The sequence below is a fragment of the Cytophagales bacterium genome (genome assembly GCA_019456305.1).
In the GTDB taxonomy this organism is placed as follows: domain Bacteria; phylum Bacteroidota; class Bacteroidia; order Cytophagales; family VRUD01; genus VRUD01.
Genome location: VRUD01000068.1, coordinates 1,251 through 25,213 on the forward strand (window position 1 = coordinate 1,251; position 23,963 = coordinate 25,213).

The window sequence follows — 23,963 nt, forward strand, 5'->3', positions numbered from 1 at the left end:
TACTCCTGTAGAATCTAACTGCGTATCGGTATCAACAGTATGTGCTCCTGCAACAAATCCTAAAGAAGCTACTCCTGTAGAATCTAACTGCGTATCGGTATCAACAGTATGTGCTCCTGCAACAAATCCTAAAGAAGCTACTCCTGCAGAATCTAACTGCGTATCGGTATCAACTGTATGTGCTCCTGCAACAAATCCTAAAGAAGCTACTCCTGTAGAGTCTAACTGCGTATCGGTATTAACTGTATGTGCTCCTGCAACAAATCCTAAAGAAGCTACTCCTGTAGAATCTAACTGCGTATCGGTATCAACTGTATGTGCTCCTGCAACAAATTCTAAAGAAGCTACTCCTGTAGAATCTAACTGCGTATCGGTATCTACTGTATGGTTGTTCCAATTTGCAGTATCAATAGCAGTAATTCCATTGGCAAAAGATGCTCCAAAAACAGGGTCGGTTTCGGTAACTGTTTCTGCTGTTTTAGCATGCAGGGCATAAGGCACTGAAAGTAGTTGAGAAGTGCCCATCAACTGGTAGTTTGCACTGCCTGTTTCGTCCATCTCAACTTTTGCATAATGGGTGTTGGCTCCCCAGTTAATTGTGGTGAAATCGCCTGAAACTACTGTGCCATTTCCAATTTGCAGGGTAAATAAACCGAACTGGTTGGTGGTGTCACTGTGTGTTTCAGCATATTCAGACGTCCCTGTGGGCGAACCGCTCAGAATAGTTATTCTTATGGAAATAGATTGATTTTGTAAAACATTTCCTGTGTTGTCTCTTGCTACTCCCTGATAATTGATGCTTTGGGGCACCTGGGCGAACGTTCCTAACGCTCCGAGCGTTAGGAACGCTGCTACTGTGAATGTTAAAGTTAATTTTTTCATAATAATTTTTGTTTTGTTAACCCGTCAACTGACGGATTGGTGGTTAATTTTAGGGCATCTCTAAAAACTACATATTTTTTAAAACACACCCCTTGCCCCTCTTGATAGAGGGGAATGTATGGTGTAGTTTTTAGAGATGCCCTTTAGAAATTGTTAATTGAGTTTTTGAATTTTATATGAATTGATTAGTTTGCCTTTTTCTGTTGTTATTTTTAAAAAGTAATTGCCTGGGGCATATTCTCTCATATTGAGTTGATAGGTAATAACAGTACCGGCAATTTTTTCATTTGTTAATATTTTTCCGGTTATATCCATTAATTCAATTTTCAGGTTTGAATTATCAACAGGACCGTTAATGCTGATCTGTAAAGTATTGCTAACAGGATTAGGAAAAACTGAGATATTGAAACCCAAATCCGGGTTCTCTTCTATACTTGTAATATCATAATTTGTCTGATGAAATCCCTGTGTGATGATGTTATTGGTGTTTGAGACAGTTTCAATTACCGGCTCGCCAATTGTCCAGCTTAATTGGGCATTGGTTCCTGTATAATGGTCGCCTGAAGTGGCATAAACTTCCGGTGCAATGGATTGACTTATGCCTGTAAAACAGAATAGTATGCCCGATAGAATTAATAATATTTTTCTCATGGTTTTATATTTTTGTGGTTGAATTCAACAAGATATAAAGTGCAAAAATACTAAAATAATTAACACCAAAAATTAATTTTTCCCGGTACTTTCTTCTTTATTATTTATCTTATCATAAATAAGCACTGCGATGATGCTGATGGCGCCAATTACTGATAATGATACGAATAAAATATACGCTTCCATAAAATTTCATTTTTTGTTAATAAAGATAAAACCCAATAATGCTATAATGAAAGTTGCTGTCATTCCCCAAACAAACAATTTTAATTTAGAAAAATCTTCAATCTTTAATATTGTACTCAACACTACTCCTCCAAATACGAGTTTAGAAACATCAAGTAAATATTTTCCGATTTCTTTTCTCATAAATTATTTTCCGAATTATACGATGCAAAGCCCCGCACATAAATCAATGTATGTTGTACAAATTTATGTGCTGATAAAATTTATGTGCGGGACAAATATACGTAATGTTTTTTATTATTATGCAAATTAAAGCGCGTGGGCAAAAAAACAAAATATTTTTCTCTTTATATTTCCACGTAATTTTCAACGGAGTAGTAAAGTCACCCGATTTTTATATTCCAAAAATTTGCCCTATTGTTTATAACTCGTTTATGGATACCACGTTATGGTTGTAATACAGTCATTTTTGGGTGGATCACAACCATAAAATGGTATATTATATGGGGATTATGGGCATCTCTAAAAACTACATATTTTTTAAAACACACCCCTTGCCCCTCTTGATAGAGGGGAATGTATGGTGTAGTTTTTAGAGATGCCCTTATGTCAAAATATGAACCACCTTCTTGGTCTTAAAAAAATCTTCTTCAAAATAATCGCATAGGTTGTAAACCTTGCTGCTATATTCGTCTGACCACTTGCCTTGTTTTTTCCCACCACGTAGTGGTCTGACGAGGGTTTCCAATTGCTTCAGTTCATCTTCAAAATCTCCGCCTTTTAAATAAAAGATACCGTTTGTAATTGCAGGTTGATGATTGTCAACTGTCAATTGTCGACTGTCAATTAGATTTTCTACCGATTTATAAAATAAATCCAACCTTGTCACGCCTCTTCCAATTACAAAATCATATTTTTTTTTGTTCGGATTATCAATCTTAGAGACGCCCAAATTGGGCGTCTCTTTGCCCGGATTACCAATCCGAGCTACAGTTGCTTCAACATTCTTTAGTTCTAACCGGACAATTATATCATTGACTGCTTTAATCTTCTTGGCAATAGAATCAATGAGGTGAAAGTGAGACTCAGGGAACAAAATTGCCAGCGGTAAACCAGGAAGTCCGCCTCCGGTACCTACATCTAAAATTTGGAAGCCTGAAGAAAAACAGTTGGCAGTTGGCAGTTGGCAGTTGGCAATTTTTGCAATACCCAACGAATGAAGTATATGCTTAGTGTAGAGATGCTTAATATCTTTTCGGGATATAAGATTGATTTTAGTATTCCAGTTATTAAGTAAATTAGCTAATTGGGTAAACTGCTTTATTTGGCGGGTATTTAGATTAGGGAAGTATTTTAAGATTATTTCCAAAATAATTAATAGTATCGGAATTTCAATGTTTAAATGAAATTTATATTCAAATCTATTATTTGTGCTCTTAATGAACAGCTACTGGGCTCTGGTTACTGGGTTCTGGATTATTTGCTTTCGGCAGGCAGGTTGGTAATTCTTTCTGACAGTAATCACTACCTTTACCCAGCAACCAGTACCCAGTAACCAGCAACTAACTTCTTAATTTCACTTCAATATATCGAGATTTCATCCCGAGTACTCGGGAGAGAAACTGAAATTTATATAGAGTCTTTCTTATGTTTGACCATCTCATAGAGAAGTTCACGGCCACGGTGGAGCTGGGCTTTTATAGTACCAAGAGGAGCATTAAGCTTTTTAGCTATTTCATTATACGAAAGTTCCTGAAAATATCTGAGCTCAATAAGTTTCCTGTATTTAGGAGGAAGTTTGGTCACTACTTCCTGTATAATTTCAATTTTTTGGATCTTTATCGTTTCTTCCTGTGGGTCAAGATCACGGTCTTTAAGATCCATACTTTTTTCCTCTCCTGAATCATCGGTAGGTGAAGAATCAATGCTGTAGGTGCTGATCTTTTTTTTCCTGATAAAATCTATACAATTGTTTGTAGCAATTTTAAAAAGCCAGGTACTAAAGGTGAATTCGGGATTAAAAGAATCCAAACTTTTAAATGCTTTTGCAAATGCTTCAATGGTAAGATCTTCGGCATCATCTACATTTCTAACCATTTTTAAAAGCATGTGGAAGACTGGCCCCCTATACCTGTTCATCAATTCGGCATATGCTTTTTCATCACCGGTTTCAATTGCCAGGGTTATCAGTTTAAAATCCTGTTTTGCTTTTTCTGAAAATTCTTTATCTAATTCCATCTGGTATTTTTAGAAAACAAAGCAATAGCTCCTGTAAAAAGGTAATAAACAACATACACTGGTTCTAGCAGTGGGATCAAATACCATTTTGTAGTATCACCAAGTTTTTTAATTATTTGAGCAAAAGTAAATAAAATTAATGAGGTTCTCAAAATAAAACAAACTACTAAGATCAACAGGAATTTTTGTGATATTAAAAGCCCAATAACAGAAATATAAAAAAAGAGTTGTGAAATTAAAAGCAGTGTCAATCTTATCTTATCTGTCGTGTTATAGTATTTCCCAGCCGCAAGATGCCTCTTTTTTTGAATAAACCACTGGTGAATGGTTTCTTTGGGCTTCGATGTTGTTTGACTTTCTTTATTGATGGCGATGGAGATATTAGCGCATGGCACTTTACGACATGTTTGATTAATAAACAGGTCATCATCTCCACCGGTTATTTGCATATGCGAGGCAAAGCCATTATGCTTTATAAAAAGCTCTTTTTTGTATGCCAGGTTTCTCCCTACACCCATATAGGGTTTGTTAATTAAGGCAAATGAAAAATATTGTATCGCTGTATAAAGTGTTTCGTACCTGATCAGGCTGTTTAGCATAGCGCATAGCGCATAGCGCATAGCCCCGCCGGTAGAGACGCCCAATTTGGACGTCTCTACCGGCGGGGCTCCCGGGTAACTCGGGACGCTATGCGCTTGATAATATTGTGAATAGCCAAGCACAATTTCTGTACCATTTGAAAACTGCTTTTGCATTTCACTGATCCAGCGCTCACTTAAGGGCATACAATCTGCGTCTGTGAATAATAAAAGATCATGTTTTGCTGATTTGATGCCTTGCGTAAGTGCATATTTTTTGGGATTCATTTTTGGGGGTGTTTTATTAATTCTAATAATCTTTAGGGGTTCAAAATTTTGAACCCCTGCTTCGATCGCAAGATTTTTTACATAATCAAAAGTACCATCATCGGACCGGTCATCAACAATGATCATTTCATAATTTTGATGATCCTGTTTTAGCAATTCGGGTAACAGTTCTTTTAAATTTGATAATTCATTATGGGCACAAACTATTACTGACACAGGCTGAGTGGTTGAGTGGTTGAGTGGCTGAGTGGTTGAATGATTAAAGCTTGCCAGCCGTGAAAAAATAAAAAGTATGTAATAACATTGTATTGTAACGCTGGCAATAAATATATATAGAAATAGTGTTTCCATGATATTTTAATATAATTTGGGCTTTTGGTAGATCTGAAAATTTGCCAATCCCATTTTTTGCAAAAAATGACACAAAGAAACCCTCAAAACCCCAAATCCATAGACAAGGCTTCTTTTAAAGTTAATGGATGAGGCTTCTTCAAAGTATTTGGTCGGGCAGGTTACTTCTGCAATATCATAGCCGGCATAAATAATTTGAGACAGCATTTGGTTGTCAAATACAAAATCGTCTGAGTTAGCCTTGTAGTTGATATTCATCAATACTTCTTTTGAAAAAGCCCTGTAACCTGTGTGATATTCAGAAAGCTTTTCATTGATGAGTAAATTTTGAAAAAAGGTTAAAAAACGGTTGGCTATATATTTATAGTAGGGCATGCCTCCTTTAATAGCTCCCCTGCCCAGAATTCTTGATCCTAAAACTACGTGGTACAAGTCATTGGCTATGATGCTTGTTAAGGCAGGTATCAGCTTAGGTGTATATTGGTAATCGGGATGAAGCATGATAATTATATCGGCACCTAATTCCAATGCCTTGTTGTAACAGCTTTTCTGATTACCGCCATATCCCATATTCTTTTGATGTTTGATGATATGTCTGATGCCGAGTTTTTTTGCCACTTCAAAGGTATTATCACTGCTGGCATCATCTACGAGAACTACTTCATCAACGATATCCAGTGGGATTTCCTGGTAAGTTTGCATTAAGGTTTTTGAGGCATTGTAAGCGGGTAGAACTACTACTACTTTTTTGTGATTGTACATTTCTTTAATGAATAAACTTTAATTGTTCCTTTTTGCAATATTAGCTGATCTAAAAGTTTTTTTAACTGAATATTTTTATCAATTTTCCGGGAGTCAGAATACAAATATTCAGCTCCTTTATTTATCATTTCTTTTAAGCTATTATAATTAAGGTCATTATTTCTAAAGACCCATCCCTTTTTGTCTATGTAGTAGAGGTAGATGTAGGAAGATATATCATTACCTACAACACATTTTGCTGAGTGGTTGAATGATTAAAGCTTGCCAGCCGTGAAAAAATAAAAAGTATGTAATAGCTTTGGATTACAATACTTGCAATGAGAATGTAAAGAAAAAGAGATTCCAATATATTCGTAAGTTAAAATTCACATTTTAGTTGGTAATTTGTATACAATATAGTGATCATTCTCAAATATTGATTTGTAAGATAGTTGGGGTATCGGATTTTCAAAATAAGTTTTATTAATAAATAAATACCTGCAACCCTTTACGATCAAGCTTTCGATATTAACAACATTTAATATTTCGTCATTATCCAACGTCCATCCTTTTCGGTGCGTAAAATACAGATCACGCGGATTTGCTCCCCCGTTTATTGCAATCAAGTCTGATTTTGCAGAAAAATTATCAGCGATAGATTCCAGTCTTAATCTATAGACTTCTGTTTTTTTAATTCTAAAATCATGCTGCCAGGCAGCAATCCCTGATATTACAATTACTGTGAGAATTAATTTTGCTACCCATTTTACCTTAAACCGGAGTATTGCATAAGCTGCCATTAAAGTCATTATTACAGTATATGGAATTATATAATAGCTATGATGAGCAAAATAGTAACCTGCTTTTGTCATAAATATTGAAAAGAACAAAGTAGTTATGATAAAAATATTAATAAGTAATTTGTTTTTTTTAATAAAAGCAAATATGATCCCCATGATAAACATTCCAAAACCTACATAATTTAATGCGTCAAAATAGAATTTTTCTGCTGCTTGATCAAAGTGTGTTACCAATTCTTTAAATCCATGGATAAATGATGTACCCATGTAAAAATGCCAAAATTCATATTTGCTTACCAAATAAGGTACCCAGTAAAAATACCAGGACGAAATAATTACCAGTGCCCCCGATCCTGCTAAAACTACTGAGAGCTTTCTTTTAATTAAGATGTTTTTGTCAAACAGAGGAATACATAAAATAGTTAAAAGATATATAGAGGGAATTTTTGATAAAACTCCTAATGTAGCAAACATAAAAAACAGCAATAATCTCCAGTATGTTCCATAATCAAGAAATTTGAGTGCATAATATATACTTATCAAAACAAAAGAAACGCTAAATGTATCAGGCATGATCTTGCGTGAGTAATTAAACCAGATAGAGCTTAATAAAATAATTCCTGCATAAAAAGCCAGCTTGGGCTGAAAATATTTTTTTATTAATAAGTAAAAAAAATATACTCCTATAGACGATACTACCAGGTTCAGTAGTCTGCCGTACCAATGAGCAAAGCCAAATAATTCGGATATTAAAAAGATCAGATAATTTAAAAGGGGAAATTCCATACCCGTAATTCCGGTTTTTTCCCCTGCCATATCCACTCTTGGATACAAAATATTTGAATCAATTTCAAGGAAGTTCCTGGCTACCATATTTACAGTAACCTGTCTCCAGCTATGAGCGCCTTCAAGAGGAGGGTTTGTGATCCCATAAAGCCTGATAACAAAAAATAGCAATACCCAGAATCTAAAATCTGTCAAAATTGTTTTGCTATATTTTGTAAATATTTTTCCCATTTTTAAATTCTTAAAACTCATGCAGTCTTTGAGCAATATTCAATCTTATTGCAAGAGATATAAAAAAGGTTTCGTTATCTCTTCTATCCAAATCACTGTCGAGCTTTCTGTATATCTGTTTGAGATCAATAAAGAGGTTGTGCCTGACCTGGTATGAGATCGTAAGATCTGCAAAAAGCAGGTTTGTTTTTATACCTTGTGCGATTTTATTATTATATTCTTGTTCATGCGTTGCATAGTTCAACAAAACATTTCCGCCCCAATTAGAACCGGAACTATCAGTTCCATAAGTCGCTGAAATTAGTTTACCAACAATTTGTAATTTACCAATGGGTTGATAACGAACGATGGCAATTACTTCCCTGAAATTAGCTCCCAGCGGATGGGCTAATGGCTGGTTATAGTGAGTATAGTTTGTAAAATTATTGAAATGTGCATAAATGTAAGGTCTTGCAATATTGGTTTCCAACTGCAGGTCAAGGTTTGAAATACCTGCAACATCAATATATTTCAAGCCCATTTGAAAAGCATGTTTGTTTCCCCACCAACCTGTACTATCCCTACCTGGTCTTATTTCCTTCAATAAAAATTCATCCAACACAACTTGTCCGTAAAAAGAGAAATGTTTGAGAAAATTCCACTTGAAATCAATGCCCATAAATGCGTTGTCAGGACTGCCTAATTGCTGCTCTACCGACCTGTAAAATATGACCGGGTTGAGATAATTAAAGTCAAATTGTCCATAGTAAAGCGAATCTTCTCTCCCAAAAACAATTGATTCGAATAAGCCAATGTTTATGTTTTTAGTGATATTTACACTCAAATGATGTAAGGCAAAGTATTTTTTTGGTACTATAGTATTACTGGTTTTGAATCTTCTAAAGTCATATACCATTTCTGCAAAAATATTTTGATAGTTGATCTTCCAGACATTTGTAATGAGCTTTAAAAATAAATAACTGCTGCTATAATCAGACAGGATCAAAGACCGGTATCCGTTTCCGATAAAATTTTTGTCATGACCAAATTGTACGCCAATATTTTTAATGATGTTGAAAGTAATATAACCCCGTGCGGTTAGGAAGTCTACGCCTGTTTTTTTAAATCCTTTCCAGAACCCCTCCCCGGGTACAGCTTTAAAAGTATCTATTCTACTTCTGACATAATCGGGAAATCGTGCCTGGTTATCAGCCATAAAAGTATAAAAACCAATTTTATTATTGATCATACCTCTTAGCTCTATACCTCTGGTATTGATAAAATCAATTTCATTTATCAGATCACCTATCTGGAAATACAAGACAGGATTGACATGAACATCAAAATCCTTATTATGAAAATGGAAAAGGTCTGATTTTTTTTTGTAGAAAAAGTTGAAGATTGGTTTTTTGCTGTCGTTGTTTGCTTTTTCAGTCCATTCCCAGCTATCATTTTGTAAAAATTTCAGATTAAACTGGTCTGTTTTGGATATTTGCAGGGGATGGGCATACTCATCCCCTACAAGTATAAATAAACTATCAGCAAATGCAGCAATCCCTTTTCTTGGATATGGTTTTGCAGCAGTGTGAAAGCCATCGGAAAATTTACCATGCTTAATTTCATACCTGTCAATAAGATGATAATAATCGCTATTCACAGGAAGGTAGGTACTTTGGCTAAGTACCCCGTTAGACCCCATTAGAAAAAAAATGATAAAAAGAGGTTTGCTTACTAACAAAAAAAAGTATATTTTATAGCATTTACTAATATTCATAATACCAATAAATAAAAAAACTATTATTATCTGCAAATATCAAGTAAAATATTTTAATTTTTATTAGCAATCTCAATTAAATAATTACCTTTGCCCTACCTAATACTAGTACCTAGTTGCAAAAGTAATAGTAATTAAAGGATGTTGTTTATCATCTTATACATAATATATGGTCATCCACTTCGCTATAATTCAGTTGTAGCTCAATTGTAATCCAATTAAATTAGTATTGTATGACCACGTGTGACAATGTTTAATCTAACAAAATATGACCTTTATTTATACAACTAAGTACTAATAATTAAGTCAAATATCTATCAACTAACAAAAACAGGTGGTACACATACTATCCCAAAAGAATTCCATTGCTAATCATTTTTTAGCCGAATTAAGGGATGTAAAGATTCAGCAAGACAGCATGCGTTTTAGAAGAAACCTGGAAAGATTGGGAGAAATATTTGCTTATGAAGTTTCAAAAGAATTTAAATATCAGAGTAAAGAAGTAAAAACGCCTTTAGGTACGGCAAAAGTGAATCTATTGGAAAATCAGCCGGTTCTTGCTACAATACTCAGAGCAGGAATTCCTTTTCATCAGGGTTTGCTGAATTATTTCGATCAAGCTCCAAACGCATTTATTGCAGCCTATCGCCTGCCCGGCCAGTCCGGTGGGGAAGAAGATAGCAAAGATGATGTAAAAATTGAAGTTAAGGTTAACTATAACGTATCGCCTGATATAAATAATAAAAATTTAATAATTATTGATCCAATGCTTGCAACAGGTACTACCATCGTTTTAGCACTTAATGGCTTGTTAAAAAACGGAATTCCTGCCCACACACACATCGTTTCAGTATTAGGAAGTAGAGCGGGTATAGATTATTTACAAAAAAGTATTAAAAATTTTACAATTTGGCTGGGTGATTTTGATGAGGAACTAAATAAAAAGGCATATATTGTACCCGGATTAGGGGATGCAGGTGATCTGGCTTACGGATATAAAACATAAAAAATTGCGTTCCGGGTACTCGGGACGAAATCCGAAATGGGAGAAAGTTTTTATTATATTTTACTGATTGGCGGGATGGTCGTATTGCTCGGTGGCGGTGAACTGCTCGTTAGGGGAGCCAGCAAGATTGCCCTGAAGTTGAGAATGTCCTCATTAGTTGTTGGGTTAACAATAGTTTCATTTGGCACCTCTGCCCCTGAATTATTAATAAACATCCAGGCTGCGCTTGGTGACCTTCCTGATCTGGCCATGGGCAACGTGGTAGGGTCAAATATTTGTAATCTGACATTAGTATTGGGAGTTGTTGCCTTGATCTTGCCTATCAAAGTACATGATGACAGCATAAAAATAGATTGGCCGGTGATGTTTTTTAGTTCAGTATTACTATTTTACCTGATCTGGTATGATGGATATGTAAATAAAGGAGAAGGTATTGCCTTTTTACTGATCATTATTGGCTATACATCTTTTTTAATCATCAGGTCAAGAAAGAAAATTAAAGAAAAGGAAAGACCAGACCCCATGTCAGAGATTGAAGGACAAAAGTTAGGTTTTGAAGAAAAGTGGTGGGTGGATATTGTCTTTATTGTGATGGGTTGTTTTGCATTATTCTATGGTGCAGAGTGGCTGGTTGAAGGAGCAAAACATGTAGCTGCTGATTTTGGTATTTCAGAGCGGGTTATCGGCATCACAATTGTTGCATTTGGTACAAGCTTACCAGAAGTTGTTACCTCTGCTATTGCCGCTTTCAGGAAAAATACCGATATGGCAATGGGCAATGTGATCGGATCAAATATATTTAATATTCTATCCGTTTTAGGAATTACAAGTATCATTAAAGATATCAGAGTACATGAATTCATCTTAAATGAAGACATGTGGGTGATGTTAGGGATAACTGTACTGGTCTTACCTATGATGGCGACCAGAAAACGTATTTCCAGATTTGAAGGTGCCTTTTTGTTATTAATATATTTTTCTTATATTATTCTAACAGGATCAGGAATCAGACCTATCGCGGGTATTGTTGATTTATTTAATTAAACATATCGGAATTTCAAAGTTTTGGCTTGATTTTATGGTTTTATGGCTATATGGTTTTATGGTTTTATGGTTAGATAGTTAATTTTTTATTAGTTAAGCTTATCTGTTGGTTAATTTCTTTAGGTAGTTTTTGTAATTCCCCAAGAATATGACAATATTATTCATTATTAAGCAGCTTTCTCACTTTTGACTTCTCGTTCCAGTCAAAAGATTCTTTTACAGAACCCTGACTGTAAGTATTTATTTTGCATAATTTTAACAATTTAAACCATAAAACCATCCCGAGTACTCGGGAAAACCATTTATCATTTTATCATCTTTTTTAATCAACTTATGAAATTATGTTCTGTATTTATCTGATGGGAGAAAAGATTGCAAATTATGCCGCAGTTTATTTTGGCAGCATGGGGAAATTTATTTTTGGCCCTGCTTTCGGACTTGCGAAATTACACCCATTAGAAACAGGTATACTTACTGTACTTGGAATGATGACCACCGTATTTGTAATTTCAATAATAGGAGAAAATGTTAGAAAATGGATCATCAAAAAAATTTATAAAGGCAGCAAACCCGGTCAACCTAAAAGCAGACGTATAAATAAAATATTGAAAGCACATGGACTTAAAGGCGTTGCATTTTTAACTCCCCTTTTATTAACCCCAATCGTGGGCACTATTCTTGCCCTTTCCCTTGGAGATTCAAGAAAAAAAATTTTTGTTTATATGCTTATTAGCGCTGTTTTCTGGTCAATCGTATTAACATTTCTTGCCTATCAATTTAAAGAATTATTTATTTACTTAAAAGACTTATTGGATTTTCCTGTTTAGTTAAACAAGAGATGGCAACAGGTTTAGAAAACTTATGGATATACAAGCTGTCCGAAGATCTTGAAGTAAAGGTCCATGAAGTGACAAAATCATTTCCGAGGAATGAGCTTTATAGAAGTGTTGATCAGTTGAGGCGTTCATCTGCATCTGAAAACATTGCTGAGCACTATCACAAAACAACAACGAAGGAGAAATTTGGTTTTTAGTTTTTAGTTATTGGTTATGGTTTGATAGTTTCTGGTTATAGTTCTTTAGTTTGCAGTTCCAGGCTTTATACCATAAGTAAGATGGACAAACCAATAAACTAAAACTAATAACTAAAAAAACTAAAACTAAAAACCATTAACCATTAACTAAGATGTTTTGGCAAATATTCCTTCAATCATCTCAATTCAGTTGCATTTGTTACTTGAATCTAAGTGATAATTCTTTTAATCTGTGAATCTGTGGCTTTTATTTTCATGCACTTTTGGTCAATGAGCTTACTTTTCTGATATTAACATCACATTGTTCTGCCTGATATAAGCCGGTTGTTTTTTCCAGATTATTTTATACAATACATCTGATTCATTGTTCAATAATACCTTATACCAAGGATCTGGTTCATCTTTCCATAATATTTTATACCAGATATCATGATTACCAATTACTTTTACTTTATGTCCTTTTTCAACGCTTTCAACTAATTCTGAACCGGCTGCAGGAGCACGCATGATCAGGCTGTTATCATTTTTTATAATTGCAAATGGATAATTTTTTGACAAACTAATAACATAATATACAACGCTCAGGTAAAGTATAAAGGCAATGCTATAGGCTAATTTTATCTTTTTTTTATGTAAACCTTTATAAATAAAGAATGAAAAAAATATAACCGCAGCAAAAATTAAAACCACAGAGAAGGTAGAATAATATTTTAGATACACCGAATAAAATACTTTCCATTCATCAGTTTCCTCATAGCCTTTAAGTTTATATTTTTTTGCCAGATCTTCCATCCTTTTCAACACCTTTTTATCTGGATTTTTTAAGTAGTAAACGTTGAGGTAAAAAAGTGCCTGGGCGTAATCATTTAACCCTTCTTTGATGTATGCCATTTTTAGCAGCATTTGAGGCGTAAACATTTTTGATTGCTCGAATATTTCTTCATATATCCGGTATGACTCTGTATATTTTTTTTGGTCAAATAAAGAATCAGCTTTGGGGATGTTGGAAACAAAGCTGTTACCAAATGATTGAGGTAAAATTATGAAATCAAAGATTACCAGCAATATTAATAATTTGATGGTGATGTTTTGCATTTAATCTGATAGTGGTTAACTTTGCAACAAAGTTAATAATTATAAAATTTTGAACCTTCAATCTTAAATGAAATGATCCGGTAGCTCAGTTGGTAGAGCATCTCCCTTTTAAGGAGAGGGTCCTGGGTTCGAGCCCCAGCCGGGTCACAATTTATTTTTTGATTTAGTGATCAAAAATCACTAAATAAATATTGCCCAGGTGGCGGAATTGGTAGACGCGCCACTTTGAGGGGGTGGTGGCCTTCGGGTCGTGGGGGTTCAAATCCCTTCCTGGGCACGATATTCATAGCGATGAATTTATTTAATCAAACCTCAATTTTAAGCCCATCATAAGCCAATTCTATAAATTCCGGTAGTTCCTTACTTATTTTTTGGTGCAGGCCTAAATTATGACTCATATGGACGAGATATGCTTTTTGTGGTTTTAGCAATTTTAACAGATCCACCGCCTGCTGAAGCGTAAAATGTGAAATGTGTTTTTCTTTCTGCAAAGCATTTAGCACAATAACTTCTGACCCTTTTACCTTTTCCAATTCCTTTTCGGAAATATAATTTGCATCAGTAATATAGGTGAAATTCTGAATGCGCAATGCTATTACCGGTAATTTATGATGCATCACTTCAATGGGCTGAAACTTTGCTCCTTCAATTTCAAACTCTGGGTTCCCGGGGTCAACCTTGTGAAATTCAATTTGCGGAATACCAGGATACCTGCGATTGGAAAACACATAAGCATATTGTTGTTTAAGCTGCTGAATAACTCTTGGAGAAGTATAAACAGGCATAGCGTGCCCTTGCTTAAAGTTAAAAGACCGCACTTCGTCCAACCCCGCTGTATGGTCCTTATGTTCGTGGGTAATGATCAAGGCATCTAGCTTATCAATACGCTCGCGCAAAACCTGCTGCCTGAAATCAGGGCCTGAATCTATGATAAAACTCTTTCCATCTATCTGAATATGGATTGATACCCTTAAACGCTTGTCGCGATAATCAAGTGAATTACAAATTTCACATTTACAGCCAATAACTGGAATGCCCTGGGATGTGCCGGTACCTAAAAAGGTAATCTTCAAACTGTTATATTAATTTGGTAGGTTATGACAATGACTATGACTAAATACTTTTCCGGGTTAATTCGTAGTACAATTGCTTATTTTTTTCGCTTAACCGGTTTGTATTAAGTGGTATGGTTTTCATGATTTCAATAATAGAGTTTATCTTTCCCTCTGTCGTATAGAAGTCGTTCACTACAGCCACTTTTTTGTCAACCAAAATACAGTAGCCTGTTTTAAAACTACCACGCTCATAACGCAAATCATAGTTTGACTCTGCAAATAATCCTTCAATTTTTTTTAGAAAGTGTTTTGTATATTTTATATCCATTGTCAAAGTCATTATCAATTATCAACTGCCTTCCCTATCCATTTTTTAACGATTTTTATCAATTGATCAAAATCGATGGGTTTTTGCAGGTAGTCGTTAATGCCAACAGCTCTGAAATCATCCATTGTGAAGTTCTTTGCATTACCCGTTATAGCTACGATAGGTACATCTGCCTTTTGTTTATCAGAAAGTTTCCTGATAGTTTTAGCACATTTAATACCATCCATAACCGGCATGTTTATATCAAGAAGAATAAGATCAATATTTTCATTGTTTAAAGCGGTTAGTACTTCTTTACCGTTTTTAACTGAAGTGATCTCAAATTTCTCAAATTGAAGAACATTTTTTGTTAAGGTTTGTATGACAGAACTATCTTCTGCAATAAGTACTTTTTTGGGATCTAACATATTTTTTAGTTGTATTTTGTTAAATGTAACAATATACGCTATTACTTGGTTTCAGGTTTTATCTTCTATTAAATATTAAGTATTCCTTTGTATTTGTCTTTATATTCCTTAAAAGCATCATTGAGATACAAAAAATTTCCTTCAAAAATATCCCAATAGGCTCGTTTCTCACTACGGGACAAGTCATAATCTTTATTTTTCAATTGCTTTTCTATTAATTCAGCATAATCAGCTACTTTTTTTATCCCCAGTGTCCCGGCATTACCTTTAAGCGTGTGCAAGTTACTCAAAATTATATTAATATCCCTACCCGGTTGAATTTTTTCTAAATAATGCAAAGATCTATTACATTGCCCTAATAGCTGTCGCGCCTCTTTTTCAAAATCTTCGTAAACTTTTTTTATCATTTCCATACCACCATAATCTTTTAGTTGGTTCAGGATATTCTTATCAATAACGGGCGTTCCCTCGCTATCGTTCTTCCGACTATAGCCGGGAGTAGTCCTCAGCTTTTCAATAGAGTTTGAAACAGCCTTTTTATCCCGGTTAGAATTGATTAACCGGCTTTGATACTTATTACTCCTGCCCTCCTCTCTATTAATATGTTCACTCCAGTATTTAATCTTATTAATAAGTGTTTCAGAAATAATAGGTTTGGCTATATAATCGTCCATACCTGCATTAATGAATTTTTCTTTGTCTTCTTTCATAGAATATGCAGTCATAGCTATGAAAACAGGGCAACGTTTCTCCGGGAAAGCCTGAAATAATTTTCGGATTTTGTTAGTAGAAGCTACTCCATCCATTTCAGGCATCTGAATATCCATTAGCACTATACCATAATTACCGGTTTTTACCTTTTTAATTGCCTCCATACCACTGAAAGCAATATCTATTATACAACCGGATTTTTCTAATATTTCAGAAACGACCTTTAAATTAATTTTATTATCATCAACAAGCAAAACTTTAGGAATCTCCTTTAACCCTTGCAAAATAGTGGAACTTACGCTGGGCTGGAGAGATTGGGGTAATACGAGTTCTTTAGCCTGATCCGCCTGAAAAGTAAACCAAAAATTGCTGCCGGCTCCTGGCTTTGAAGTTACACCAATATCGCCTCCCATTAATTTGCATAATCTTTTGGATATAGGTAATCCCAGGCCCGTTCCCTGATAAAACTTGGTTGTAGTGCTGTCTGCCTGGATAAAGCTATCAAAGAGCTTAATGAAATTTTCTTCTGCAACTCCTATTCCTGTATCTTTTACTTCTATTTGGATCAAATAACTGCCATCAGGGATGTTGTATTTTTTTCTATCTGCCTTTATACGGCTTGAAAGTCGTTTTACTATGATCTTTACACTTCCCTGATCGGTAAATTTGATCGCATTTGAAGTAAGATTAGAAAGAACTTGCAATAGCCTGGATTCGTCTACTTTTATATATTTGGGCAAATTTGATGATATATGATAAGAAAAATCAAGATTTTTCTCAGTAGCCTGCTGTAAAAATAATGAATGTAACTTTTCAATTGTATGGGAAATAGCGATAGATGTTTTATGAAGTTGCATTTTACCAGCTTCTATTTTAGAAATATCAAGAATATCATTTACAATAGTTAAAAGTGTGCTGGACGATTTCCTGACAGTTTCTACATATTCCTGCTGCTTCTTATTAAGTTCGGTATTTTTCAGCAGGTCAGTCATGCCAATAATGCCATTTAAGGGAGTGCGGATTTCATGGCTCATGTTTGCCAGAAATTGTTCTTTTAATTTCAATGACTTTTCAGCTACTTTTTTATCATTGATAGCTTGTTCAGCAATTTTTCTTTCGGTGATGTCTAAACATGATGATATAAAACCTTTGAAAGTACCATCAGGGTCAAAATAAGGAGCGCCTGTATCTAAAATCCATCTGTATTCTCCATTAAAGGTTTTAAGTCTATAGGTAATTTCAAATTTTTTCTTTTTCTTTAATGCCATTTGGGTTGTTTCAAGGCAAATATCTCTATCATCGGGATGGATGTTATTTATCCAGCTATTTGATATTGATTTTTGATCTTTTTTGCCTGTAAATTCAATCCACTGGTCATTAAAAAAATAAAAATCAGCATTAGCGTCAGATATTTTTAACAATACGGGTATATTATTAAATATGGTTCTGAAAAGTGATTCGTTTTTCTCTACTATTTTCATATTTTTTACTTGTTATAATACTTCATTGCCTGCGGCAAAAATGCTTTAATTAATAATATTAACAGCGTTGTTGAAAACTTATAAATATTCGTCATATTGGGGTGTAAATATACGAAAGAAAATTGAGTCCCCTCTAAAAAGTAAAAAATTGAAAAGAAATCGTTTCTTCCCGAGTACTCGGGAAGAACCAAAAACACTTTTTAGAGTGGACTCAAAATTACAATGAAAACTTTTAGAAATATGAATACTTTATTCTAAATTTGAGGAATTGATATAATAGGGTAAATGACAACAAAAGAAAAGGCATATAAAACTATATCTCAACTCGTTGAACGCTTTGACGAAAATATTGATACTTACAAAAGGAGCGGCTATAACGAAACTCAAACCCGGGTGGATTATATTGACCCTTTCTTTGAAGCATTGGGTTGGGATGTCCACAACAAGCAAGGTAACTATGAAGCGTACAGAGAAGTAGTTCACGAAGCGAAAGTAAGAGTTGCCGGAGCTACTAAAGCGCCCGATTACGGCTTTAAATTACCCGGTGGGAAATTTCTTTTCTTTCTCGAAGCAAAAAAGCCATCCGTCAACATAAAAGGTGATATTGCACCTGCCTACCAAGTGAGAAGGTACGGCTGGAGCGCCAAACTGCCCATTGCTGTCGTTACCGACTTTGAGGAGTTTTCCATTTACGATTGCACCAACAAACCAAAACAAACCGACAAGGCATCAGTTGCACGCATACAATATATTACCTATAAAGATTATCTGCAAGAATTTGATTTTATCTGGGAGACCTTTTCAAAAGAACGCATCTTAAAAGGCAGCTTTGACAAATTTGTACAAAGCGATACCAAAAAAAGAGGCACTGCAACGGTTGACAATGAATTTCTAAAGGAAATAGAAGAATGGAGAACATACCTGGCTACTACCATAGCCCTCAGAAACGAAACACTGAGCGAAGAAGAAATAAACTATGCAGTGCAAAAAACCATTGACCGCATAATATTCCTTCGTATTTGTGAAGACAGAGGCGTTGAACAATACGGCAATCTTAAAAATGCCATTAAACAAGGCGATCTGTACAAAAACCTTTTTGAACTTTTCCAAATAGCCGATGACAAATACAATTCCGGTCTTTTTGACTTCAAAGAAGATACTACAACTCCCAATCTCGTTATTGACAACAAAGTGATAAAGAACATAGTTCAGGAATTATATTACCCTCTTTCTCCCTTTGAATTTTCTGTTCTGCCTGCCGACATCTTAGGAAGTGTTTATGAGCAGTTTTTGGGTAAAACCATCCGGCTCACTAAAGCCCATCACGCCAAAATTGAAGAAAAACCAGAAGTGAGAAAAGCTGGCGGAGTGTATTACACGCCCAAATATATTGTGGACTATATAGTTGAAAACACCATAGGCAAACTCATACAGGGAAAAACTCCAAAGCAGGTAGAAAAGATAAAGATTTGCGACCCCGCCTGTGGTTCCGGTTCATTCCTAATTGGTGCATATCAGTACCTGCTTGACTGGTATCTGAAATACTACACAAACCTTTTAAAAAAGACAGAAAAATCCCCCCTTCAGGGGGGAAGATTGCCGAAGGCAATCAGGGGGGTGTTAACCCCCGAAGGCAACCTGACTACAGCAGAGAAAAAACGAATCCTGCTCAACAACATCTTTGGCGTTGATATTGACGCACAAGCCGTAGAAGTAACCAAACTGAACCTTTTGCTCAAAGCATTGGAAGGCGAAACACAGGCATCTATTGGCTACACATTATCTATGTTTCACGAAAGAGTTTTGCCCAATCTTAAGGACAACATTAAATGCGGGAATTCTTTAATTGGAAACGATTTTTACGATACCCAGCTTGACCTTTTCCCGGAACAAATTAAAAAGATAAACGCCTTTGATTGGGAAAACGGTTTCCCGGAAATTTTCAGGCAAGGAGAGTTCGATGCGGTGATTGGGAATCCACCTTATCTAATGGTTCAACCGCACAACACGGAAGCGAGCATTTTAGATTACTACAGAAATAACTACCGTGTGGCTGAATTCAAAATTGACCTATTCCACATGTTCATGCAAAAAGGGATTTCGATTTTGAGAAACTTTGGATTGTTTGGATATATTATTCCATCATCTATTCTTAACAATGTTTACACAGAGACATTGAGGGAGTGGATTCTTGAACACGTACTACTCAGAAAGGTTTCTATTGCAACCGAGAAGGTATTTGCTGATGCAGACGTCTACTCAGTTGTTATAACTGCGGAAAAAGAAAAGAATAAGGATAAACGCAACAAAAATCTTGTTGAAACAACTTTTGAATTAGAAAAAGCAAGAACAAACGAGAACATATCCTACTCCAATGTAAGGCAGGAACGATTTAGCCAAGCCAATGGAAAGGTTTGGAACATTTTGATTTCTGAAACTAATGTTGGTGTCATCGCTAAAATCCAGCAGAACAGTGAACCGATGTCAAAAGTAGCTCAAATCAATAGGGGATTAATCACAGGTGATAAAAAGAAATTCTTTGCTAACAATAAGGTCAATAAGAAATACAAGCCGATTCTGGCTGGAGGCGATGTAAAGCGATACTACTCAAACGAACCCGCTCAATATGTTTTGTTTGAAAAACCTCCTAAGTCTGGTGGCTGTTGGGATCCAAATGTTCATTTAGCATCACGCAAAATAGTCATAAGACAGATTGGCACGAAACCAACTGCAACACTTATTGAGAAGCCTTACGCTGTCACCGGGAACATATTCACCATAATGGCAGATGATCTAAGCACTGAGAAGTTCATTTTGGGAATACTCAATTCAGCAATGATTGTATACTTCTGGAGGATTATGTTCACAGACTTTAAAAACTCATTTCCCCAAGTGACTATTTTCAGCTTAGGGCAAGTACCGATTATTAACATCAATGAAAGGGACAAGGCTGCCAGGAAGTTGAAAGAGAAAATCGTCCAACTTGTTGACAACCTCCTAAACCTCAACAAAGAACTACAAATAACAAAGCTGGAAACCCAGCGCAAGCAACTCCAAAGAGCTATTGACCATGCGGAAAGGAAGATTGATGAATTGGTTTATGAGCTTTATGGACTTTCAAAAGATGAAATAAAAATTGTGGAGGAATCACAATGAAAAAACGTTTATTGATCTTGACTGGAGCAGGTGCTGTTATAGATTGGGGAGCAAATACAACCCCACAAATTACAGATGCTATTATTAATGATGATGCTTTTAAGACAATAACTGAGAAATCTTTTGGTAAATATATTTATGAAAAGTTAATATCATTTTACCATAAACAGCCTGAACTCGTTAATTTCGAAACAATTCTGAATTATATTGAAAACCTTCATACCTTTTTCTTTAGCAAATATACAAGAGCAGTTAACAAATTTAGAAATGCAAATCCTGTTTTTTTCAATGTAAAGGATGATATTTATACCGAAGCACTTGATTTTTCTCGATTATATGAAAAAACAAGTAAAGGTTTTGTTCCTCATGTAAATGGTAGGTTTGGGAATTTTTACTGGAATGATTATCACGAATTCATTGAAAAGGTTTATTTGCATTACATTAACCTTATTGGAGAAAGGATAAGAGTTTATTGTTCTGGGGAAGAAATTTCTAAGAAAAGTGACTTAAATGATTCGCTAATAGAATATCTTAAATATTATAAAAGCCAAGATTATATTATCAGATATTATACTTTAAACTATGACAGACTACCTGTAATAGCATCAGGTATGGAATTCTTTGAAGGATTTACAAATGACGTTTTTGATGAAGAAAAAGTTTTAAATGATACTAATTCTGACTGCTATTATAATCTTCATGGTTCCCTACATTATAAATTTCATTGGGAAAATGAGATTAAATTTTGTCAATTGCCTATTCAAAAAATAGAATTATCTGGATTAAATAAAGACCTTGAAGGAAACAGTCTATTAAATTCCCAAATGATTTTTGGGCTTAAAAAAGCTCAACAAATTTTCGCCTATCCTTATTATTTATATTCAAATATGTTTCTTAAGGATTATGTGAATGCTGATGAAATCCATTTTATCGGTTATTCATTTAATGATGCTCATTTTAATTGTTTTTTTAATTGTCAAACAAAAGCACAGAAAATATTTATTATTGATTATTTTAAACAATTTGAAGATATAGATTTTGATTCAATAAGTTTTACTGACAGAAAGAGAAATATTTTTTTAGGGCCAGATTATACTCCTTTTGAAGAGCTTAAATCTAAAATAGATATTGACAAAACTTATGTATTTGTCAAAGGTTTTAGGAAGTATCTGGAAAAACAGAATTATACCTAATTTAATTTCATAAACTCAACAATTATGCCCGAAAACCAAAACATAGAATGGAAATCATCGTGGAGAGATGAATATTTGAAATGGATTTGTGGTTTCTGGGCTTTATGGGTTGAGCGAGGAGGAAATCGAAATTATAGAAAATTCATAATGAAATGTTTAGCATAAATATTTTAAATTTGTAGCCAGATATTTTTTAATAAAATGGAGATATTTTTTACTGACAAAGAGATACAGGATTTGCTCAATGAAAAGAAGCATCTTGTAGTAACATTGGATGACCTTTTACATAACATGAAACCCAAAAAGGGGCACAAACAAGCGGAACAATTTATTAAAAGAACAGATGGTAGTTCTTTCGTTTTAAAAATCAGGGTAAGTAACGAAAACACTTTAGATTTTTCAGCTATTTTGGGCTTTGTGCCAGCAAACAGAACCAATACTTTCTTACTTCGTAGATATAACGGCAAAAGCCACGAACATCGGAACAGATTAGAGAAAGAAGTATTTTTTTATGACTTTCATATTCATACAGCAACAGAACGTTATCAAAGAGAAGGAGCAAAAGAGGAGCATTACGCTGAAACAACTGATAGATACTCTAATATTCAAGGGGCATTAGACTGCTTAATAAAGGATTGTAATATTGAATTACCGCCTAACTCACAGGTAAATATACAATTTAACTAAATGGAAATAAAACGAGTAGAAAAAGAATTTAAGGAAAAAGTTTGTAATGAAATCCGGTTAATGGAGGAAGGTGTTGACCGTTACAGGATTTTTACACCCTTTCAATTTGGCGATGGAGACGCATTTGCCATTGTTCTTAAAAGAAATGGAGAAAACTGGATTTTATCAGACGAAGGGCATACTTATATGCATTTAAGTTACGAAATGGATATTGATGTACTTGAAAAAGGTATACGTGCAATAATTATAAGTAATACCCTCTCAAACTTTGGAATTAAAGATATTGAGGGCTCACTTATTGCAGAACTAACAGACGAAAATACCGGAAATGCTTTTTACAACTACATACAAGGTTTAGTAAAAATTACAGATGTAACTTATTTAAGCAGAGAAAGGGTAAAATCAACTTTTTTGGAGGACTTCAAAACTTTTATGGAGGAAAGAGTTGCTGAAGAAAGGTTAGTGTTGAATCATCATGATGAACAACACGACCCTCAGGGAAAATATCCAATAGATTGTAGGATAAACAAAATGGAGAAACCTTTGTTTGTTTTTGCCGTTGGCAATGATGACAAATGCAGAGATACTACAATTAGTTTATTGCAATTTGAAAAATGGGGCTTACCGTTCCACTCATTAGCCATTTTTGAAGATCAGGAATCAATTAGCCGTAAAGTATTGGCTCGATTCAGTGATGTATGTGAAAAACAATTTTCGAGTTTAGCGACTAACAAAGAAAGAATAGAAAAATATTTGAAAGAGAACATTACGTAATGCCCCCGCCTATTCTGTCCGTCCCCGCTATGGACTACCTTATAACGATAAAATCATGTTTTGGAACGAAGGACAACTTCCCGAGAACTGGGCAGTTGAAACCCTGATAAAAAAGCATCCCTCAAAGCCTTATAACCCTGATATTGCCAATGCTTTTTTCAGAAGCGGGTACATAGAATCCTGGGGAAGAGGAACCATAAAAATGATTGAAAGATGCACAGAAGCAGGAGTACCTACCCCCTCTTTCTCTTATGAAATGCTGGGTATTTGGGTTGAGTTTGTTAAGCAACTTCCCAAAGATGTTTTAACGAAAAAAGGATTACCTAAACATCTTATTAAAATTATATTATTTACAGAAAAAAATGGCAGAGTTACAAACTCAGATGTGCAAAGTATTTGTAACATAACAAAACGTACAGCTACAAGGTATTTCCTGTTTTCGTCATTGCAACACCCGGAGCAAAAAATCAAGTCATTACCCAGCGGCAGAGTTGCTGCTGCTCTCTGT

22 protein-coding genes, 2 tRNA genes and 1 pseudogene (1 of these 25 only partly in view) are annotated in these 23,963 nt (G+C 34.7%); 11 read left to right on the plus strand and 14 right to left on the minus strand.

Annotated features, from left to right (window positions below; genetic code table 11):
- From FVQ77_13430 to FVQ77_13470, 9 genes and pseudogenes are all read right to left on the minus strand, one after another.
- Window positions 1-882, minus strand: a pseudogene (locus FVQ77_13430) (hypothetical protein); it reaches 276 nt to the left of the window's first position.
- A gap of 153 nt (window positions 883-1,035) precedes the next feature.
- Complete coding sequence (locus FVQ77_13435; protein MBW8051314.1) at window positions 1,036-1,533, minus strand: T9SS type A sorting domain-containing protein; 498 nt, start codon at window positions 1,531-1,533, stop codon at window positions 1,036-1,038.
- Window positions 1,534-1,725: 192 nt separating this feature from the next.
- The gene (locus tag FVQ77_13440; protein ID MBW8051315.1) at window positions 1,726-1,902 is read right to left on the minus strand and encodes an ABC transporter permease; all 177 of its coding nucleotides are present in this window, start codon (window positions 1,900-1,902) and stop codon (window positions 1,726-1,728) included.
- A gap of 421 nt (window positions 1,903-2,323) precedes the next feature.
- A complete protein-coding gene (gene rsmG, locus FVQ77_13445; protein ID MBW8051316.1) occupies window positions 2,324-3,088 on the minus strand; it encodes a 16S rRNA (guanine(527)-N(7))-methyltransferase RsmG in 765 nt (254 codons plus the stop codon).
- 260 nt (window positions 3,089-3,348) lie between these two features.
- Entirely contained in the window at window positions 3,349-3,957 is a 609-nt protein-coding gene (locus FVQ77_13450; GenBank protein ID MBW8051317.1) for a sigma-70 family RNA polymerase sigma factor, read from the minus strand.
- On the minus strand, window positions 3,948-5,174 hold the full coding sequence (locus FVQ77_13455) for a glycosyltransferase (protein MBW8051318.1): 1,227 nt from the start codon (window positions 5,172-5,174) through the stop codon (window positions 3,948-3,950). The genes FVQ77_13450 and FVQ77_13455 overlap by 10 nt, the downstream gene beginning before the upstream one ends.
- Before the next feature lie 6 nt (window positions 5,175-5,180).
- A complete protein-coding gene (locus FVQ77_13460) occupies window positions 5,181-5,936 on the minus strand; it encodes a glycosyltransferase family 2 protein (GenBank protein ID MBW8051319.1) in 756 nt (251 codons plus the stop codon).
- A gap of 365 nt (window positions 5,937-6,301) precedes the next feature.
- Window positions 6,302-7,753 (minus strand): glycosyltransferase family 39 protein, encoded by a 1,452-nt coding sequence (locus FVQ77_13465; protein ID MBW8051320.1) that lies wholly within the window; start codon window positions 7,751-7,753, stop codon window positions 6,302-6,304.
- A complete protein-coding gene (locus tag FVQ77_13470; GenBank protein MBW8051321.1) occupies window positions 7,743-9,410 on the minus strand; it encodes a capsule assembly Wzi family protein in 1,668 nt (555 codons plus the stop codon). The genes FVQ77_13465 and FVQ77_13470 overlap by 11 nt, the downstream gene beginning before the upstream one ends.
- A gap of 409 nt (window positions 9,411-9,819) precedes the next feature.
- Here FVQ77_13470 and FVQ77_13475 point away from each other — a divergent pair, with 409 nt between their 5' ends.
- From FVQ77_13475 to FVQ77_13490, 4 genes are all read left to right on the plus strand, one after another.
- Window positions 9,820-10,491 carry a uracil phosphoribosyltransferase gene (locus tag FVQ77_13475; GenBank protein MBW8051322.1) on the plus strand — a complete coding sequence of 224 codons (672 nt, stop codon included), beginning with the start codon at window positions 9,820-9,822 and terminating at the stop codon, window positions 10,489-10,491.
- Window positions 10,492-10,527: 36 nt separating this feature from the next.
- Window positions 10,528-11,535 (plus strand): calcium/sodium antiporter, encoded by a 1,008-nt coding sequence (locus FVQ77_13480; GenBank protein ID MBW8051323.1) that lies wholly within the window; start codon window positions 10,528-10,530, stop codon window positions 11,533-11,535.
- Window positions 11,536-11,876: 341 nt separating this feature from the next.
- A complete protein-coding gene (locus tag FVQ77_13485) occupies window positions 11,877-12,362 on the plus strand; it encodes a hypothetical protein (protein MBW8051324.1) in 486 nt (161 codons plus the stop codon).
- A gap of 11 nt (window positions 12,363-12,373) precedes the next feature.
- On the plus strand, window positions 12,374-12,568 hold the full coding sequence (locus tag FVQ77_13490; protein MBW8051325.1) for a four helix bundle protein: 195 nt from the start codon (window positions 12,374-12,376) through the stop codon (window positions 12,566-12,568).
- A gap of 276 nt (window positions 12,569-12,844) precedes the next feature.
- Here FVQ77_13490 and FVQ77_13495 read toward each other — a convergent pair whose 3' ends face one another.
- A complete protein-coding gene (locus FVQ77_13495) occupies window positions 12,845-13,663 on the minus strand; it encodes an SH3 domain-containing protein (GenBank protein MBW8051326.1) in 819 nt (272 codons plus the stop codon).
- 74 nt (window positions 13,664-13,737) lie between these two features.
- On the opposite strand from FVQ77_13495, the gene FVQ77_13500 reads away from it, so the two are divergent.
- A tRNA-Lys gene (locus FVQ77_13500) sits at window positions 13,738-13,810 on the plus strand.
- A gap of 46 nt (window positions 13,811-13,856) precedes the next feature.
- Window positions 13,857-13,940: transfer RNA gene (locus FVQ77_13505), tRNA-Leu, on the plus strand.
- A 28-nt stretch (window positions 13,941-13,968) separates the two neighbouring features.
- Here FVQ77_13505 and FVQ77_13510 read toward each other — a convergent pair.
- From FVQ77_13510 to FVQ77_13525, 4 genes are all read right to left on the minus strand, one after another.
- Window positions 13,969-14,736, minus strand: coding sequence for an MBL fold metallo-hydrolase (locus FVQ77_13510; protein MBW8051327.1), 768 nt, complete (start codon window positions 14,734-14,736; stop codon window positions 13,969-13,971).
- A 40-nt stretch (window positions 14,737-14,776) separates the two neighbouring features.
- A complete protein-coding gene (locus tag FVQ77_13515) occupies window positions 14,777-15,046 on the minus strand; it encodes a hypothetical protein (GenBank protein MBW8051328.1) in 270 nt (89 codons plus the stop codon).
- 14 nt (window positions 15,047-15,060) lie between these two features.
- Entirely contained in the window at window positions 15,061-15,453 is a 393-nt protein-coding gene (locus FVQ77_13520; GenBank protein MBW8051329.1) for a response regulator, read from the minus strand.
- A 68-nt stretch (window positions 15,454-15,521) separates the two neighbouring features.
- Window positions 15,522-17,645: a response regulator gene (locus FVQ77_13525; GenBank protein MBW8051330.1), complete on the minus strand. Its 2,124-nt coding sequence runs from the start codon at window positions 17,643-17,645 to the stop codon at window positions 15,522-15,524.
- A 285-nt stretch (window positions 17,646-17,930) separates the two neighbouring features.
- Here FVQ77_13525 and FVQ77_13530 point away from each other — a divergent pair, with 285 nt between their 5' ends.
- From FVQ77_13530 to FVQ77_13550, 5 genes are all read left to right on the plus strand, one after another.
- A complete protein-coding gene (locus FVQ77_13530; protein ID MBW8051331.1) occupies window positions 17,931-20,801 on the plus strand; it encodes an N-6 DNA methylase in 2,871 nt (956 codons plus the stop codon).
- Complete coding sequence (locus tag FVQ77_13535; protein MBW8051332.1) at window positions 20,798-21,994, plus strand: hypothetical protein; 1,197 nt, start codon at window positions 20,798-20,800, stop codon at window positions 21,992-21,994. Before FVQ77_13530 ends, FVQ77_13535 begins: the two co-directional genes overlap by 4 nt.
- 201 nt (window positions 21,995-22,195) lie before the next feature.
- Complete coding sequence (locus tag FVQ77_13540) at window positions 22,196-22,681, plus strand: hypothetical protein (protein MBW8051333.1); 486 nt, start codon at window positions 22,196-22,198, stop codon at window positions 22,679-22,681.
- Window positions 22,682-23,455: a DUF1828 domain-containing protein gene (locus FVQ77_13545; GenBank protein MBW8051334.1), complete on the plus strand. Its 774-nt coding sequence runs from the start codon at window positions 22,682-22,684 to the stop codon at window positions 23,453-23,455.
- A 55-nt stretch (window positions 23,456-23,510) separates the two neighbouring features.
- Window positions 23,511-23,963, plus strand: a 453-nt coding sequence (locus FVQ77_13550) for a transcriptional regulator (protein ID MBW8051335.1), incomplete at its 3' end; no start/stop codon positions are given.